Here is a 16,402-nt window from a genome sequence, read left to right as displayed (position 1 = left end):
GCCGTTCCGCTCTGGGGTCGGCACGCATGTTCCATCGATGCTGGGCGAAGCCCGCGCGGAGGAGGGGTTCCTCCGGTGTCTGCCCGACGGCGCCTCGTGGGCGCGGCCTGCACCCTCCTGGGACTTGTTCTGACCCTTCCGGCCTGCAGTCGCCGTGTCGCCCTCCCCGCCACGTCGACCGCTCCCCCCGCCCGCGCGGCCGCGGTGGGCAAGCCTGCGTTCGGCGGGAGCGTGACGCTGGCGCTGGAGGCGGACCCGGACAGCCTGAACCCGCTCTACTCCGCCACGGCGGAGGGTTTCTACCTCACGGACCTCCTCTTCGACGGTCTCACCTACATCAACGAGAAGCTCGAGGTGGCCCCGCGCCTGGCCCGCAGCTGGGAATCCAGCCCGGACGGCACGGAATGGACCTTTCACCTCCGCGAGGACGCGACGTTTCACGACGGCCAACCCGTGACGGCCGAGGACGTGGTCTACACCTACCGGGTCCTGATGGACCGGGGGTACACCGGCCCCCGGGCGGAGTCGGTCGCCCCGGTGCGGGACGTGACCGCCGTGGACCCCCACACCGTGCGGTTCACCCTGAAGGAGGCGTACGCGCCGTTCCTGCGGACGGGCACCCAGATCGGCATCCTGCCCCGGCACCTCCTCGCCGGGGTGCCCGTGAAGGAGCTCGAAAAGGCGCCCTGGGGCCAGGAGCCGGTCGGGTCGGGCCCTTACCGCTTCGTGGAATGGCAGCCCGGGCAGTACATCGAGCTCGAGGCGAACGAGGACTGGTTTCTGAAGAAGGATGGGCTCGGGCCCTGGATCAAGACCATCCGGTGGCAGGTCATCCCCGACCCCGATGCCCGTGTGGCCGCCCTCGAGAGCGGCCGGGTGGACGCCGTCTACAACGTCCCCGGGGCACAGGTCGCGCGGCTCAAGGAGGAGAAGAAGGGCACCCTCCGCGCCTACGACTGGCAGCGGATGGGCTTCGGGTACATCGCGCTGAACACGTCCCGGCCGCCGCTCGACGACCGGCGCGTGCGCCAGGCCCTGTCCTACGCTCTGGACCGCGAGGCGATCGTCCGGGAGGTCCTGCACGGCATGGGCGTGGTCCCCCCGGGCCCGATCCCGCCGGCTTCCTGGGCGTACAAGCCGGATGCGAAGGGCTACGCCCACGACCCGCAGAAGGCCGCCGAGCTGCTGGTGCAGGCCGGCTACAATCGGGACGCGGAGGGTCGACTGGTCAAGGGCGGCAAGCCCCTGGTGCTCAAGTTCTACGGGAGCAACGCGGGCCCGGTGATCGAGGGGGTGGCGCAGCAGGTCCGCAAGGACTGGGGGGCGCTCGGCATCCAGGTCGACGTCGAGCTGCTGGACTTCGCCACGATGATGCAGACCTACGTGATGCCCGGGAACTACGACGCGGCCTTTTCGGCCTTCAGCCTGGACGCCGACCCGGACAGCCTCTACGCCCTCTACCACTCCTCCAGCGGCCGGCCCGACGCCCAGGGTCGGGTGCGCGGCTTCAACCGCTCCCGCTACGCGAACCCGGAGGTCGACCGCCTGCTCGAGGAGGCCCGCCGGACGGCGGATCAGGAGAAGCGGAAGGCGCTCTACGCCCGGGTGCAGGAGCTCGTCGTCGAGGATGCCCCGCACATCTGGGTGTACACGAACACGCGCACCGACTTCACCTCGGCGCGGGTGAAGGGCGTGGTCAACACGCCCGGGTACGGGATCGCCCTCTTCCCCTGGCGGTGGTACGTGGAGGAGGAGTGATCGCCCCGGGGGCGAATCCGGGAGGAATGCCCCCCGTACCGCCGAATTCTCTCCCCATCCGCGGGGGACCCGCGGGCGGGAGGGAGATTCGCTTGCCCAAGCAGGAGACGCCCACGTATCGCCTGGAGACGCTGGCCGTGCACGCCGGGCAGGCGCCGGACCCCACCACCGGGAGCCGGCAGGTGCCCATCTACCAGACCACGGCCTACCAGTTCGCCAGCACGGAGCACGCGGCGCGGATGTTCGCCCTGGACGAGCCGGGCAACATCTACTCGCGCATCGGCAACCCCACGGTGGACGTCCTGGAGAAACGGGTCGCCGCCCTGGAGGGGGGCGTGGCCGGGGTCGCCTTCGCCAGCGGGCACGCCGCCATCGCCGCGACGATCATGAACCTCGCCCACGCCGGGGACGAGATCGTCTCCTCCAGCCAGATCTACGGCGGCGCTTACAACATGTTCGCCGTCACCCTGCCGAAGTACGGGATCCGCGTCCGCTTCGTCGACCCCGCCGACCCGGAGAACTTCCGGCAGGCCATCACCCCGGCGACCCGGGCCATCTTCGCCGAGATCATTGGCAACCCGTCCCTCGGGGTCCTGGACGTCGAGGCCGTGGCGAGGATCGCCCACGAGGCGGGGATCCCGCTCATCGTCGACAACACCTTCGCCACCCCCGCGCTGTGCCGGCCGATCGAGTGGGGGGCGGACATCGTCGTCCACTCGGCGACGAAGTGGCTGTCCGGCCACGGCACCTCCCTGGCGGGCGTGGTGGTCGACTCCGGCCGGTTCGACTGGAAGAACCCGAAGTTCCCCGGCTTCACCACGCCCGACCCCAGCTACCACGACATCGTGTACGCCGACGAGTTCGGGTCGCTCGCCTTCGCCACCAAGCTCCGGGTGCAGCTCCTGCGGGACATGGGCGCCTGCCTGAGCCCGTTCAACGCCTACCTGACGCTCCTCGGGATCGAGACGCTGCACCTGCGCATGCGGGCCCACTGCGAGAACGCCGTACGGGTGGCGGAGTTCCTGAAGGACCACCCCGGCGTCGCCTGGGTGAACTACCCCGGCCTGCCCGACCACCCGTCCTACGACCTCGTCCGGCGCTACTTCGACGGCGGCATGGGCGGGTCGATGATCACCTTCGGCATCCGGGGCGGGGTGGAGGCGGGGGCCCGGTTCATCGACGCGCTCGCCCTGTGGTCCCACGTGGCCAACGTCGGCGACGCGCGCAGCCTCGTGATCCACCCGGCCAGCACGACCCACAGCCAGCTGAGCCCGGAGGACCGGGCGCGCGCCGGCGTTCCGGACGACCTCATCCGGCTGTCGGTGGGGATCGAGAACCCCGACGACCTCCTGGCCGACCTCGACCGGGCGCTCGCCGCCGCCACCGGCCACGGCCGGCTCACCGCCCCCGGCGGCCGGAGCCGGGTGATCAACGACGAGGCCGTGATCCGCTGGGTCCTCGACAGCCCCTACGTCACCGAGACCGGTCCCGACGGGGAAACCCGGACCCGGCCCAAGGTCCTGGCCGTCGTCGGCGCCTCGTCCGACCCCGGCCGGCCTTCGAACCGGGTGTCCCGGAAGATGCAGCGGCTGGGGTTCCGGATCGTCCCCGTGAACCCCCGGGAGACCGAGGTCCTGGGCGAGAAGGCCTATCCGGACCTGAAGAGCATCCCCTTCCCGGTCGACGTCGTGCAGGTCTTCCGCCGCCCCGACGCAGCGCTGGAGGCCGCCCGGGAGGCGGCCGAGATCGGCGCCCGGGTCCTGTGGCTCCAGGAGGGCGTGGTGAACGACGAGGCCGCCGCCTACGCCCTGCAGAGGGGACTGGAGGTCGTGCACAACCGCTGCACCTACAAGGAGGCGCAGCGGCTCAAGGGGAGCATCGTGACGTTCAAGCCGGTGTAGCGTCTAGCACCCCGTGCGGCCCGGCACCCGGATGCAGCCGGTGGGGTCGGGGCCGTACCTGGCGAGCATCTCCCCGACCGTCATGAAGGCGTAGCCCTTCTGCCGCAACCCCCGGATCACCCGGGGAAGGGCTTCGTGGACCTGCTTCGACGAGTCGCTCGCGTGGAAGAGCACGATGGCCCCGGGGTGGGCCAGGGACAGCACCCGCTGCACCATGACCCCCACCCCGGGGTTCTTCCAGTCCAGCGAGTCGACGCTCCAGATCACCGTCTCGTAGCCGACGTCCCGGGTGGCCTGCAGGGAGACGGCGTCGAAGTCGCCGTTGGGCGGTCGGATGAGGCGGGGTTCCCGGCCGCTCACCTCCCGCAGGATCGCGTGCGCGGTCTGGATGTTCTCCGCCGTGCCGGCGCGGCCCAGGCGGGAGAAGTTGTCGTGCCGGTGCCCGTGGCTGGCGATCTCGTGGCCGCCGGCCACGATCTGCTTCACGGCCTCCGGGTGCTTCTGCGCCCACGGCCCGGAGAGGAAGAAGGTCGCCCTGACCTGCTCCTTCTCAAGGATCTCCAGCACCTTCGGCCACGTCCGGTTGCCCCACGAGATGTCGAAGGTGAGGGCCAGGACGGGGTCCGCCGTCCGGGCGGAGTAAATCGGCCGCAGGTGCGCCGGCATCCCTTGCGCCGATGCAGGAGCGACCTCGCGCTCGGGCACGGGCGCGCGCAGCACGGGGTAGCCCACCGCCGCAGCCGCCACCACGATCCCTCCGACCAGGGCGAACCTGCGCAAGCCTTCCCGGCCCCGCCACGCCGGTGCGCTCACCCGACATCGCCTGCCCCTCGTCGGCCTCTGCCACATGTGTAGTGGCGGGCCGGCCCGGCCATGCCCCCGGCCGCACGGCGCGGCCGCGGCCGCGGCCCGTGCCTCGTCAGCAACCCGTCCCCAACAAGCGTCTTGACCGGCGCTGGGCCGCTTGCGCCGGTTTCGGGCAGGCACTATAATCGGGAAAGTGCGGAGGGCAGCTATGGCCTCGGCCTCTGTGGGATCGGGAGCAGATGGGGTCCTGGTGGCCCTCGCGGTCTTCAAAACCGTCTGCGGCGCAGTGATCCTGCGCTGGGTGGGTTCGATTCCCACATGCTCCCGCCAGAAGGTTCCGGACGGCCCGGTGTGCCACGGACGCACCGGGCCTTCGCGCGTCCCTTGCGCAGGATCCGGGGGGTGGGGGGTGGAAGTTCGACAGAGGTCGGGCCGGTGTCCCGGCCGGCCCGGTGCCATCCGCGTCGTGAGAGTGACGCGAGGAGGCAGCGAGCCCCCATGGCCTACATGCCCGCCTTCGCCGACCTGCGCACCTTCCTCCGCCTCCCCCACACGAAGGACCTGCAGGGCGCCGACGTGGCGATCATCGGCGTTCCCTTCGACACCGGCGCCAGCCTCCGGGTGGGGGCGCGGTTCGGGCCCGGGGCCATCCGGATGGCCTCGGCGGGGCTGCGGCCGTACCATCCGCATTTCCGGTTCTACCCGGCCCGGGTGCTGCGGGCGGTCGACTACGGTGACGTCTCCGTCCTCCCCGGCTGGGCCCGGGAGACGTTCGGCCTCCTGGCGGAGACGCTGGGTGCGGCGCTGCCCGCGACCTGCGTGCCGATCTTCCTCGGCGGCGACCATTCGATCAGCCTCCCGTGCCTGCGGGCGGTGGCCCGTCACAACGGGCGGCTGGCGCTCGTGCACTTCGACGCCCACACCGACACCTGGCCGGCCCAGTCCGGTCAGCCCCTCGGGCACGGGACCCCGTTCCGGCGGGCCCTGGAGGAAGGGCTCATCGACCCGGCCCGGTCGATCCAGGTGGGGCTGCGCGGCCCGGTGCTCGACGAGGGGGACCCGGACATGCCCCGCCGGCTCGGCTTTCAGGTGGTCGAGATGGACGAGGCCGCGGGGATGTCCCCGGACGCCCTCGCCGAGGCGATCCGCCAGCGGGTCGGCGACGGACCGGTGTACCTGAGCTTCGACATCGACGCGGTCGACCCGGCCTTCGCACCCGGCACCGGCACCCCGGAGGTCGGCGGGTTCACCTCGCGGGAAATCCTGGCCATCCTGCGCCGGCTGGCCGGCCTGCGGTTCGCCGGTTTCGATCTCGTCGAGTTCCTGCCGGCGTACGACCCGGCGGGCGTCACGGCGATCCTGGCCGCCAACCTCGTGTTCGAGTTCCTGGCGCTGGCGGCGGTCCGCCACATCCCGGCTCGGTAGGGATTGCGGCCTGCCCCGGCGTACTCCACTGGGGCGAGATCGTCGATCGCACCATCAACCGGTCCCACGTCGAGGAGTGAAGAGCAAGGTGAAGCGGTTCACGGGCGTGTTCGCGCCGATCCCGACCCCGTTTGATGCAAACGAGGAGGTCGCCTACCCGCAGCTCAAGGAAAACCTGGCGCGCTGGGCGCGCACCCGCCTCGCCGGCCTGGTGGTGTTCGGCAGCAACGGCGAGTCGGTGCTCCTGGACGCGGAGGAGAAGGAACGGCTCATCGCCTTCGTGCGGGAGCACTTCCCGTCCGACCGGCCGGTGATCGCCGGCACGGGGGCGGAATCGACCCGGGAGACGATCCGCCTCACGCGCCGCGCGGCCGAGCTGGGGGCGTCGGCGGCCCTCGTGCTCAACCCGACCTACTACAAGGGATCGATGAACGAAGAGGTCCTCGCCCGGTTCTTCCTCGACGTGGCCGAGGCCTCGCCCATCCCGGTCATGATCTACAACATGCCGAGGAACACCGGGATCAACCTGCCGGCCAGCCTCGTGGTCCGGCTGGCGTCCCACCCGAACATCGTCGGGGTGAAGGACAGCGGCGGCGACATCACCCAGATCGCCGAGATCGTCGCCGGGGCCCCGGCGGACTTCGCCGTGTTCGCCGGCTCGGCCAGCTTCCTGCTCCCGACGATCGTCGTGGGCGGCGTCGGCGGCACCCTGGCGGCGGCGAACGTGATCCCCGACCTGTGCGCGGAGATCGTGGAACTGGCCCAGGCGGGCCGGATCGCCGAAGCCCGGGAGCTGCAGCTCCGGATCCTGGCCGTGAACAAGGCGGTCACTGCCAGCTGGGGGGTGGCGGGCCTGAAGGCGGCACTCGACCTCATCGGCTACTACGGCGGCCCGCCCAGGCGTCCGCTGCAGCCGCTGGGCGAGGCGGCCCGGGAGGAGCTGCGGCAGATCCTGCGGGCCGTCGGGGCGCTGGAGGCCGGGTCCTGAGTGCTGCCGGACGTCGGCGGGGGCGCCGGGCAGCCGGGGCGAGAGCGCCCGGCGCCCCCGCACGGGGGCGACGTGTATGCGGCGGCGGCCCGGTGGGGGCTTGACCCCGACCGGGTCCTCGACTTCAGCGCGAACCTGAACCCGTTCGGGCCGCCGCCGGGCGTGGTCGAGGCCGTCCGGGCGGCCCTGGGGCGGATCCGGCTGTACCCCGAGCCGCACTCGGCCACGCTGGCGGCGGCCCTCGCCGAGCGCGAAGGGGTGCCGGCTCCGGCCGTGGTCGTGGGCGCCGGCGCCACCGAGCTGATCCGGCTCGCCGCGCTGCTGGCGCGGGGCGGGGTGGCCGTGGCGCCTTCGCCGACCTTCGGCGAGTACCCCCGCGCTGTCGAGGCCGCCGGGGGGACGTGGGTGAGCGTGCCCCTCGACCCCGACCGGGGTTTCCGCCCGGACGTGGCCGCCCTCGGCGGAGCTGCCCGGGCGGCCCGCGCACGGCTTTTCTTCCTCTGCAACCCGAACAACCCGACCGGGGTGCTCCTGCCCGCCGGCGAGGTCCTCGAACTCGCCGGCGTGTTGGCGGCCCAGGACTGCCTCCTGGTGGTGGACGAGTCCTTCGTGGACCTCACTCCCGACCCGCCGGCCGCCAGCGTGCTCGCGGAGGCCCCCCGGCGGCCGGGACTGGTCGTCATCCGGTCGCTGACCAAGTTCTACGCCCTGCCGGGGCTCCGGCTGGGGTACGCGGTCGCCGCCCCGGCCCTCGCCGGCGCGCTCCGCCGTCTCCAGGACCCGTGGAGCGTCGGCGCGCTCGCCCAGGTGGCCGGGCGGCAGGCCCTGGCGGAGGAAGCGTATGCCGCCCGCACCCGGGCGTGGGTGGCGGAGGAGCCCGCGCGGCTCTACCGGGAGCTTGCGGCCATCCCCGGGCTGCGGCCGCTGCCGCCGGCAGCGAACTTCATCCTGGTCGACGGCTCGAGCACCGGCCTCGCCGCCTGGGAGCTGCAGGAGCGCCTCGGGCCGCTTGGTATCCTCATCCGGGACTGCCGGAGCTTCGGCCTGCCGGCGGGGTACTTCCGCGTCGCCGTGCGGACCCGGGAGGACAACGCCCGGTTGCTGGCGGCGCTGCGGCGAGCCCTCGGCGAAGGCGTCTGAGCCCGGGCGGGAGGGACCTGCCGCCGCGCGGCACTCAGCGCCCCGGCACCCAGGCGCCCGCACCGTGGACGAGAGCGCTCACCACGAGGCCGGCGAGCAGGAACAGGTGGCAGGCGGTCTGCATGAGGCGGACCGCCCGGGGCAGGTCGGCCGCCGCCGGCGGCCGGCCCGCGCCGTGGAGCACCGGCCGGTGGGAGGGTACACCGCCGTAGAAGTTGGTGCCGCCCAGGCGCACCCCCAGGGCGCCGGCCATGGCGGCCTCCGGCCAGCCGGCGTTGGGGCTGGGGTGCTTGCGGGCGTCGGCCAGCGCGGCTTTCCAGGCGCGGGTGCCGCGCCGGTGGAGCAGCGCTGCCGCCGTGGCCAGCGACAGCGCGGCGAGGCGCGCGGGGATCCAGTTGGCGGCGTCGTCCAGGCGCGCCGCCGCCCGCCCCAAGTACAGGTACCGGTCGTTGCGGTAGCCGATCATGGAGTCCAGGGTGTTGACGGCCTTGTACGCCGCCATCAGGGGAAGCCCGCCGATGAAGGCGTAGAACAGGGGGGCGATGACGCCGTCCGAGGTGTTCTCGGCGACGCTTTCGATCGCCGCCCGGGCCACCTCGCCGGCGTCGAGCCCGACCGTGTCCCGGCCCACGATCTGGCCGGCGGCGGTTCGGGCGTGGGGCAGGTCGCCGGCGTGAAGGGGCGCCCAGACGGAACGGGCGGCGTCAGCCAGGCTGCGGCGGGCCAGGAGCGACGCCATCCCCAGCGCGGCCACCCCGTCGGCCACGAGGGGGTGGATCGCACCTGCAACCCGCAGCACGGCCCAGGCGGCTCCGGCGGAGACGGCGACGGTGGCGGCGGCGAGCGCCGCCCCTGCCACCAGTTCGGCGCGGGGTCCCCGGGTCCGGGGGCGGACCAGGCGCTCGAGGGCGGTGATGAGGGCGCCGATCCAGCGGACCGGGTGGGGCCAGCGCGGCGGGTCGCCCACCCAGCCGTCGACGAGGTAAGCGGCGCCGACCAGGACCCACTGGGGAATCATGGGTGCTCCGTCGGGGTGGCCGGCGGCGAGGAGGGCGGCGAGAGCAGGAATTGCTTCGGGGCGTACGGTCGCTGGGTCCGGTTGCTCATGCCTTATCTTCTTAGATCCCGGCCACCGGAATCCCTGCGCCTGCGAGGCACTCCGGATGTTGCCTGCCGTTGAATGGTTTTCGTTGCCTGTCTTGCCAACAAGAATACGGTATGGTATCCTGCGCAATGGGGATCGAACTGGAGTTCGGCATTCGGCCGGTTCGGCAGGGAGAGTGACGGCATGCGAGGCGCGGGAAATCGTCCCCTCTGGACCCTCGACGACATCGAGCGATGGTCCCGGTCGCCGCAGATCCTGGTCCGCTCCTGGGTATGCTGGCGTCTCGCGGACCTGGCGCCCTCTACCCGGGGCGAGTCCCTTCTCACCGCTCTCCTGGAGGATCCGGACCCCCAAGTCCGCGGGTACGCCGCCGAAGCCATGGCAGAGTGGGCGCCGTCGGTGGCCACGGAGCCTTTGCGCCGTTACGTGGAACGAGCCACCGGACCGGGTGCGGGGCATGCCTGCGTCGCACTGGCACGGTGCGGGGACCGGACATTCGTGCCGGCCGCTCTCCGCCTCCTCGGACAGGTGCTCGAGGACACGGGCCCCGGCACCGGGACGCCTGCCCGCGACGAGGACCGAAAAGCAACCGTTCGCCTTCTGGCCCAGGCCCTGGCCATGGTCCGATCGCAACCTGTCCTCGCAGCCCTTCGTCGCATCGCGTTCTCACCCGGTCGGGTGTACGAGAGAGAGGCTGTCTTCGAGGCACTGGTGCGCGTCGGGACACGGGCCGATCTGCACCGGGCCGTGAGGTGGTACCGGCTCCGGGACGGCCAGGTCTTGGGTCCCCTGTTCCTCGCCGTTTCGGAAGGTCTAGGGCTCGCCCGTCGCATCGCCTCCTTGACGCACGTGTTTGCGCAACGTGGGTGGACAGCCGCCGTGCAAGACGTGCAGGCCAATCTCGAGCGGGTCGGGGGACCCGGCGGATCACCGGTCCCCGCTGCGTGGGCCCGTCCAGAGGAACCCGAGGGGGCATCCATTCGGAACTGGGCCACCCGGGTAAGGGAATTCTTTGCGGACCTGACCGCCTCTGGAGTATCGCCCTTCCTGATCCCGGCGCGCCGGCTGGTCTGGCTTTTTGCCGCTCTGGCCGATCCCGCGCCGGGCGATGCGGCGACGCGTGGCATGGCTGCCGGAGGTGACGGGCCGCCGGGTTCCGTGCCCGGACTCCGACCAGACGAGGCTCGGTTGCAGGAATCGCTTCTTGCCCTGGCTGCGGCGGAGATGCTCGCCGTTTATGGGATGGCCCACCGAGGCGTGATTCAAGGTACCGGCCCCGACCATGCCACGCGGCTCTGGGTGTGGAGCCTGGAGGTGCCGTGGTTGCCGGGCCAGTGGGAAGCCGAGATGCTCGGTGTCGGCCCTGACGTGGCCGGGGCCCTGGGCCAGCTTCTGGCGACCCGTCCGGATGGGTGGGCAGGCAGGCGCACTGCGAAGCTCTTACGCCGACTCGCGTTCCAGCACCCCGGCCGGGGCACCGCCGCCATACCAGGTCTTCTTTCCGCACTGCCGAGGGCGGGCGGGAACCGCCCCCATGTGGTGAAGGCCCTGGCCGCACAGGGCGCCGGCGCCATCCCTGCCATCGCGCGCAGGTTGCATCCGGCGGCACCCGAAGAGAAAGCAGGGCTTCTGCGTGCCCTCTCGCTCGTCCCGGTCCAGCGCTCAGTCGCACTGATCAAGAGACACTGGGCGGACATCGTTGCCCACGACCGACAACTCCTGGCCGACGTCGCGCTCGCCCTCGGCGATCGCTCTCTTCTCCCGCTCCTCCGCCGTGCCTGGACACCCGGTAGTCCGCAGCTGGCCGGGACCATTCTGATCCTCGCCTCCTTGCACGGAACGAGGCTCCGACGCGACGAGTGGCCGGAGCTCCTTCGTGACGTCCTCGCGTTCGGGTTCCCCGGCGGTTTCAACGGCGGTTCCGGCGGCGACCGGATCCGTGAGCAACACGTGCCGTATGGGGTCGCGTGAACCGGTGGGCACACCCTCCCGGGGTCGGCGGAGCTCAGAAACGGACCTGGGTCCCGGTCGTCAGGACCCTCACCAACTTCTCCGTGGCCTTGAGTCCGCTGCCGGTCAGGACGGCGACGGTGCCGGGCTCGAGCCGGCCTTCCCCGGCGAGGCGGCTCATGGCGGCGGCCACGACCGCCGAGGTGGGCTCGACGTAAAGCCCCTGCGCCGCGAGCGCCCGGAGCCCGTCCAGGATCTCGTCCTCCGAGACCGCGATCACCTCGCCTCCGCTCGCCCGGATCGCCTCGAGGATCCGCTCCGGGCGGACGGGTTCGGCGCAGGCGATGCCCTCGGCGAGGGTGTGGCCCGAGCACGCGGGCGCCCTGCCTTCCGCCCGGTACGCCGCGTACAGGGGCGCACAGGCCGCGGCCTGGACGGCGACAAGCCGGGGCAGGCGGTCGATGAGACCCGCGGACACGAGGTCCTGGAACCCCAGGTACGCGCCGAGGACCACGCTCCCGTACCCGCACGGCATCACGACGGCCGCCGGGGCCCGCCAGCCGAGCTGTTCGCACATCTCGAATGCCAGGGTCTTCATGGCGTGCAGGAAGATCGGGTTCCAGTTGTGGCTGGCGTAGTAGGTCCGTTCGGCGGCTACCTGCACGGCCCGGGCGGTCTCGGCGCGGGACCCGGGCACGGCGACGACCTCGGCCCCGTATGCCCGGATCTGCACCAGCTTCGCGGGGGAGGTGTCCGCCGGGGCGTAGATGGTGCAGCGGATGCCCGCCCGGGCGCAGTAGGCGGCGAGCGATGCCCCCGCGTTGCCGGAGGAGTCCTCGACCACGGCGCTGACCCCGGCCGCCCGCAGGACGCTGACGAAGACGGCGTTCCCCCTGTCCTTGTACGAGCCCGTGGGGAAGAGGTAGTCGAGCTTGAAGCGGACCGGCACGCCCGCCCACGTCGACTCCACCAGGGGCGTCACGGGCTCACCCAGGCTCACGCGGGCCTCCGGCGGCACCGGGGGCAGGGCCCCGGCGTAGCGCCACAGGTTCGGAGGGCCGGTCTCGATGGCTTGCCGCCGGAGGTCGACCTCCAGGCGCAGGTCGAACGCCCCGCCGCAGCGGGGGCAGCGCCAGGGCGCGTCGGCGCCGCGGTGGTGGTGGTCGCACGAGTTGCAGACGAACTCCATGCCGGCGCCTCCCTCAGCCGTAGTAGAGGTGGTCCAGGACCGTTCCGCCGGCCTCCCGGAGCCGCATGGCCTCGACGAGCCCGGCGTACCGCCCGCCGGCCAGCCCGTCGGCGATGACGGCGGCCCCCTCGGCGGCGGCCTTGGCTCGCGCCCGGGGCCGGAGCTCCGCCACCCCCCCGTACCGCCGGAGCCGCTCCGCCAGCGCGCGGGCGACAGGGGGTTCGAGCCCCACCCGCCCGGACAGGACGACCTCCCGCGGCTCACCCACGTTCACTGCCACCGCCGCGACCGCCTTCTCGATCCCCTCCAGCCACCAGTCCCAGGCGAGGCGGTAGCGGTCGGGGGCGGCACCACTCGTGATCGCGTCCAGGAACCCCCGCCAGTCCGGATCGGGCTGGCCGGCGACCCGGTACACGCCGCCGGAGAACACGGTCGCCTTCGAGACTGACCCCAGCCAGTACGCGGCCTCGGCGTCCATGGCGCCGCCGCAGCGGAACCCCGGTGCCCCGCTGGAACCACCCAGGCCGTCGACGATGCAGCCGCCCTCGACGCCGATCACCGCCGTGAACGCCGCCCCCACCTCGACGACGACCAGCCGGGCTGCGGCATACGGCCGACCCGTACGGCGGGCCCAGTCGGCGACGGCCAGGGCGGCGACGCACACCTTGTCGGCGGTGCCCATGTCGATCCGGTTCACCTTCCGGTGCGACGGCACGGTGGCCAGGTGGGCGACGCCCGGGACGAGCACGACCGGCCAGGGCAGTCGGGCGAGGTTGCGGAGCACCCGCGTGAACGCGCCGATGCCCCCGCTCCCGGTGTCACCGGGCCGGACGAGGGCCGCCAGGCGGATGTCGTCCTCCTCAAGATCCCGGGCGAGTCGCCACGGCAAACCGTACCCCGACGGCCCGCAGATCAGCTCGTACGGTCCCCGGGCCGCCAGGTGCTCGCGGAGGCGGTCCGGCTCGTCTCCGAGGTCCGCCGTCGGGAGTTCCTCCTCCCAGGCCATCTCCCCACCCTCGAGGCAGCAGAGGCCGAAGCTCTCCGTGCCGGGGTCGACGCCCAGGACCCGGACCATCGCCCCCCACCCCCGCCAAGGAATACGGCAGAGGCCTGGGTGATCCTGCCGGACAGGGGTCTGCGCCGGGCGTTCCAGTTCGCCTATTTTGTCGCACGGGAAATTAGGCCTGCCGAATCATTGTCCGGCTCAACACCGTGATTTAATTTGATACCACAGGAACAAAGCCTGGGGGTGGTAGGGTGAACTACCCGGTCTGGGAGCTGCCCGGCCTCGGGGGCGGGCTGCTGATCGCGATCGTGGCGATCGTCCACGTGTACGTCGCCCAGTTTGCCGTCGGCGGGGGCATCTTCCTCGCCGTCGCCGAGTGGCGCGCCCATCGCAAGGGCGACAGGGAACAGCTCGCCTACCTGCGCTACCACAGCCGCATCTTCCTGCTCCTGACGATCGTGCTGGGGGCGCTGACGGGGGTCGGGATCTGGTTCACGATCGGCCTCGTCAGCCCGCACGGCACCGCCCTGCTGATCCGCAACTTCGTCTGGTTCTGGGCCATCGAGTGGACGTTCTTCATCGTCGAGATCGCCGCCGCCCTGCTCTACTACTACGGGTGGGACCGGATGAGCCCCCGCACCCACGTCGCCACCGGGGCCATTTACGCGGCCGCGGCATGGCTCAGCCTGGCCGTCATCAGCGGCATCGTCGCCTTCATGCTCACCCCCGGACGGTGGCCGGAGACGGGGAACGTGCTGCATGCCTTCTTCAACCCCGGGTACGTGCCGTCGATGCTCGCCCGCACGGCGGCCAGCCTCGCCCTGGCCGGCCTGTGGGGCCTCCTGACGGCGCCCGTGGCCCGGGATGCCCGCGTCCGGGAGGAGATGGTGCGGTTCGCCTCCTACTGGCTCATGCCGGGCTTCTTCGCCCTGCCGCTCACGAGCATCTGGTTCCTCGCCGTGGCGCCCGCCCCGGCCCGGGCGCTGGTGCTCGGTGGGGCGGCCCCGGTCAGCCTGATGTTCTTCTTCACGCTCGCCGCATCGGCTCTCATCTTCTTCTACGCCCGCTACGGCGCCTTTGCACGGGCCCAGCACGTGACCCCGGTCGCCGCCGCGGTGGTGCTGGCGCTCGGCCTGGTCGCCACCGGCGGCACCGAGTGGGTCCGGGAAGGGATCCGCAAGCCCTACCTGGTGTACGGGGTGCTCTACTCGAACGGCCTCTACGCCCGGGACATCCCCGCCATGCAGGGCCGGAGCGTGCTCGCCGAGGCCCGGTGGAGCCTGGTGAAGTCGGCCGCCGAGGCCGATCCGCTCACCGCCGGCCGGGAGGTCTTCCGGGTGCAGTGCATGAGCTGTCACACCATCGACGGCTACAACGGCATCCGGCCGCTCGTGGCGGGATGGAACGAGGAGCTCCTGGACACCGGCCTGCAGCACCTGGACCGGCTGAAGGGTTTCATGCCGCCGCTGGTGGGGACCGACGAGGAGCGCAAGGCACTGGTGGCCTACCTCCTCTCGTTGAACCCGCCTGGACAGACGGCTTCCGCCCAGCAGCCTGCCCTCGCCCGGGCCGGCGCGCTCACCGGAGGTGAATAAGTCCATGCCGGCGTCGATGCCCATCCCGCGGGCCGAGGCGCTCCCGCTGCCGGCGCCTGTCTGGCTCCTGGAGAGCCTCCTGGTCCTCACCTTCTTCCTCCACGTCCTGCCAATGGCCGCCGTGCTGGGCGGCAGCGTGCTGACCCTGGTGTCCGACCTGCTCGGCCGGAGGCGGCCCGCTTACCGCGAGCTGGCCGACCGCCTTGCGGGGCTCCTGCCGGTGGCCATGCCGGCGACCATCACACTGGGCGTGGCGCCCCTCCTCTTCATCCAGCTCCTGTACGGCAACCTGTTCTACCCGGCGACGGTCCTCATGGGCTGGCCCTGGCTCTCGACCCTGGGGCTCCTCATCCTTGCCTACTACGGCATGTACGTGGCGGCGCTGGCCGGGCGTCGCCTCCGCCAGGCTCGCACGTGGATCCTGCTCGGCGTCTCCCTGCTCGTCGGTGTCGTGGCGATGGTGTTCAGCCGCGGCTACGCGTTCATGCTGCAGCCGGAGCGGTGGATGGCCGTCTACTCGGCCGACCCGCGGGGGCTCGGCCTTCCGGCCGCCGGCGCCGAGGGCGCGCCCCGCTTCCTTCACGCCCTGCTCGCGGCCTTCGCGCTCGCCGGCGGCTACCTGGCGGCGTACGCGGCGTGGGCCGGCCGGCCCGGTGACGTTCCCGCCCACGCCGGGGCGGGGCGCAAGCTGGGCCTCGCCGTGCTGGTGATGAGCCTGGGCGGCCAGGCGGTCGTGGCTCCGTGGTACTGGCGTACCCTGCCCGAGGTCGCCCGGGCGGCCATCGGCGCACTGCCGGGTGGCACGGTTCTGCTGGCGGCCGGGCCGGTGCTCGCGCTGCTCGGCCTCGTCCTGCTGGCCCTGGCCGTGCCGGGGCGCCCACAGGCCCGGCTCGCGGGCCTCCTCGGGGCCCTCGTCCTGGCCCTGGCCGCCGCCCCCCCGGCGATCCTCCGGGAGGTCGCCCGCCGGGCACAGGCCGTCCAGTACCTGCCCCCGGAGGGCTGGCAGGTCGCCGCCCAGTGGGGTCTGATGGCGGTGTTCGCCGCGTTCCTCGTCCTGGCGCTCGGTACCGTCGTCTGGATGGTGCTCCCGTATGCCCGGGAGAGGGAGGGTGTGATCCCGCCGGAGCCGGAGCCCTCGCCGGGGGACTAGCCTTGGCGGATGCGCGGGTGCTGGCCGAGTGTCGCAAGCAGGTGTACGGCGAAGGAGAACGGCACGCCTGCGGTGGTGCCCGCCGGCGGTCCGGCCGCCTCCGGCCCTGAATCGGCGTCCCGGAGCGCAGCCCGGTCACGGGCTGCGCCCCCTGCGCGGGGTTGAGGGCCTATGAGATTGGCCCTGCGAGCCCGCCGGCGTTCCTGGTCACGTTGGGCGGGTAGATGTCCAGGAGGGTCAAGCCCGCGATCAGGACGACCGTGAGGGCCACGAGCAGAAGGCGCAGCCGCAGCGAGACCAGGGGGCGCGACGGCGGATTCCCCGTGGGAAGCGCTTCCAGGACCGGGCGAATGGCCGGGTGCCACCCCCCTGCGCCGTTGGGAGCGCT

General features: G+C 72.4%; 12 protein-coding genes and 1 tRNA gene. 9 read left to right on the top strand and 4 right to left on the bottom strand.

Annotation, left to right across the window (positions count from 1 at the left end; all coding sequences use genetic code 11):
- The first annotated feature begins 75 nt into the window (after nucleotides 1–75).
- Both caldi_RS09815 and caldi_RS09810 read left to right on the top strand, forming a co-directional pair.
- Complete coding sequence (locus caldi_RS09815) at nucleotides 76–1,758, top strand: peptide-binding protein (RefSeq protein WP_264841589.1); 1,683 nt, start codon at nucleotides 76–78, stop codon at nucleotides 1,756–1,758.
- A gap of 92 nt (nucleotides 1,759–1,850) precedes the next feature.
- A complete protein-coding gene (locus caldi_RS09810; RefSeq protein WP_319951745.1) occupies nucleotides 1,851–3,659 on the top strand; it encodes a PLP-dependent aspartate aminotransferase family protein in 1,809 nt (602 codons plus the stop codon).
- Nucleotides 3,660–3,662: 3 nt separating this feature from the next.
- Here caldi_RS09810 and caldi_RS09800 read toward each other — a convergent pair whose 3' ends face one another.
- Nucleotides 3,663–4,472, bottom strand: a complete 810-nt coding sequence (locus caldi_RS09800) for a polysaccharide deacetylase family protein (RefSeq protein WP_264841588.1) — start codon at nucleotides 4,470–4,472, stop codon at nucleotides 3,663–3,665.
- A 225-nt stretch (nucleotides 4,473–4,697) separates the two neighbouring features.
- Here caldi_RS09800 and caldi_RS09795 point away from each other — a divergent pair.
- The 4 genes from caldi_RS09795 (at nucleotide 4,698) to cobD (ending at nucleotide 8,019) form a co-directional block, all read left to right on the top strand.
- Nucleotides 4,698–4,796: transfer RNA gene (locus tag caldi_RS09795), tRNA-Sec, on the top strand.
- A 168-nt stretch (nucleotides 4,797–4,964) separates the two neighbouring features.
- Nucleotides 4,965–5,891, top strand: a complete 927-nt coding sequence (gene speB, locus caldi_RS09790) for an agmatinase (RefSeq protein WP_264841587.1) — start codon at nucleotides 4,965–4,967, stop codon at nucleotides 5,889–5,891.
- 88 nt (nucleotides 5,892–5,979) lie between these two features.
- Entirely contained in the window at nucleotides 5,980–6,879 is a 900-nt protein-coding gene (locus caldi_RS09785; protein ID WP_264841586.1) for a dihydrodipicolinate synthase family protein, read from the top strand.
- A complete protein-coding gene (gene cobD, locus caldi_RS09780; RefSeq protein WP_264841585.1) occupies nucleotides 6,880–8,019 on the top strand; it encodes a threonine-phosphate decarboxylase CobD in 1,140 nt (379 codons plus the stop codon).
- A gap of 34 nt (nucleotides 8,020–8,053) precedes the next feature.
- Here the strand turns inward: cobD and cbiB are convergent, their stop codons facing one another.
- Nucleotides 8,054–9,037, bottom strand: a complete 984-nt coding sequence (gene cbiB / locus caldi_RS09775) for an adenosylcobinamide-phosphate synthase CbiB (protein WP_264841584.1) — start codon at nucleotides 9,035–9,037, stop codon at nucleotides 8,054–8,056.
- A 1,275-nt stretch (nucleotides 9,038–10,312) separates the two neighbouring features.
- Here cbiB and caldi_RS09770 point away from each other — a divergent pair.
- Nucleotides 10,313–11,095 carry a hypothetical protein gene (locus caldi_RS09770; RefSeq protein WP_264841583.1) on the top strand — a complete coding sequence of 261 codons (783 nt, stop codon included), beginning with the start codon at nucleotides 10,313–10,315 and terminating at the stop codon, nucleotides 11,093–11,095.
- Nucleotides 11,096–11,129: 34 nt separating this feature from the next.
- Here the strand turns inward: caldi_RS09770 and caldi_RS09765 are convergent, their stop codons facing one another.
- Together caldi_RS09765 and caldi_RS09760 are read right to left on the bottom strand one after the other, a co-directional pair.
- Entirely contained in the window at nucleotides 11,130–12,263 is a 1,134-nt protein-coding gene (locus tag caldi_RS09765; protein WP_264841582.1) for a pyridoxal-phosphate dependent enzyme, read from the bottom strand.
- A 13-nt stretch (nucleotides 12,264–12,276) separates the two neighbouring features.
- Nucleotides 12,277–13,338 carry a DUF1464 family protein gene (locus caldi_RS09760; RefSeq protein ID WP_264841581.1) on the bottom strand — a complete coding sequence of 354 codons (1,062 nt, stop codon included), beginning with the start codon at nucleotides 13,336–13,338 and terminating at the stop codon, nucleotides 12,277–12,279.
- Nucleotides 13,339–13,520: 182 nt separating this feature from the next.
- On the opposite strand from caldi_RS09760, the gene caldi_RS09755 reads away from it, so the two are divergent.
- Together caldi_RS09755 and caldi_RS09750 are read left to right on the top strand one after the other, a co-directional pair.
- Complete coding sequence (locus tag caldi_RS09755) at nucleotides 13,521–14,864, top strand: cytochrome ubiquinol oxidase subunit I (RefSeq protein ID WP_264841580.1); 1,344 nt, start codon at nucleotides 13,521–13,523, stop codon at nucleotides 14,862–14,864.
- A 4-nt stretch (nucleotides 14,865–14,868) separates the two neighbouring features.
- Entirely contained in the window at nucleotides 14,869–16,014 is a 1,146-nt protein-coding gene (locus caldi_RS09750; protein WP_264841579.1) for a hypothetical protein, read from the top strand.
- The last annotated feature ends 388 nt before the right edge of the window (nucleotides 16,015–16,402 follow it).

The sequence above is a fragment of the Caldinitratiruptor microaerophilus genome, from assembly GCF_025999835.1.
Taxonomy (GTDB): Bacteria; Bacillota; Sulfobacillia; order Symbiobacteriales; family ZC4RG38; genus Caldinitratiruptor; species Caldinitratiruptor microaerophilus.
The sequence above is the reverse complement of the archived record's forward strand: the minus strand, read 5'-3'. Positions and strand labels throughout refer to the sequence as shown.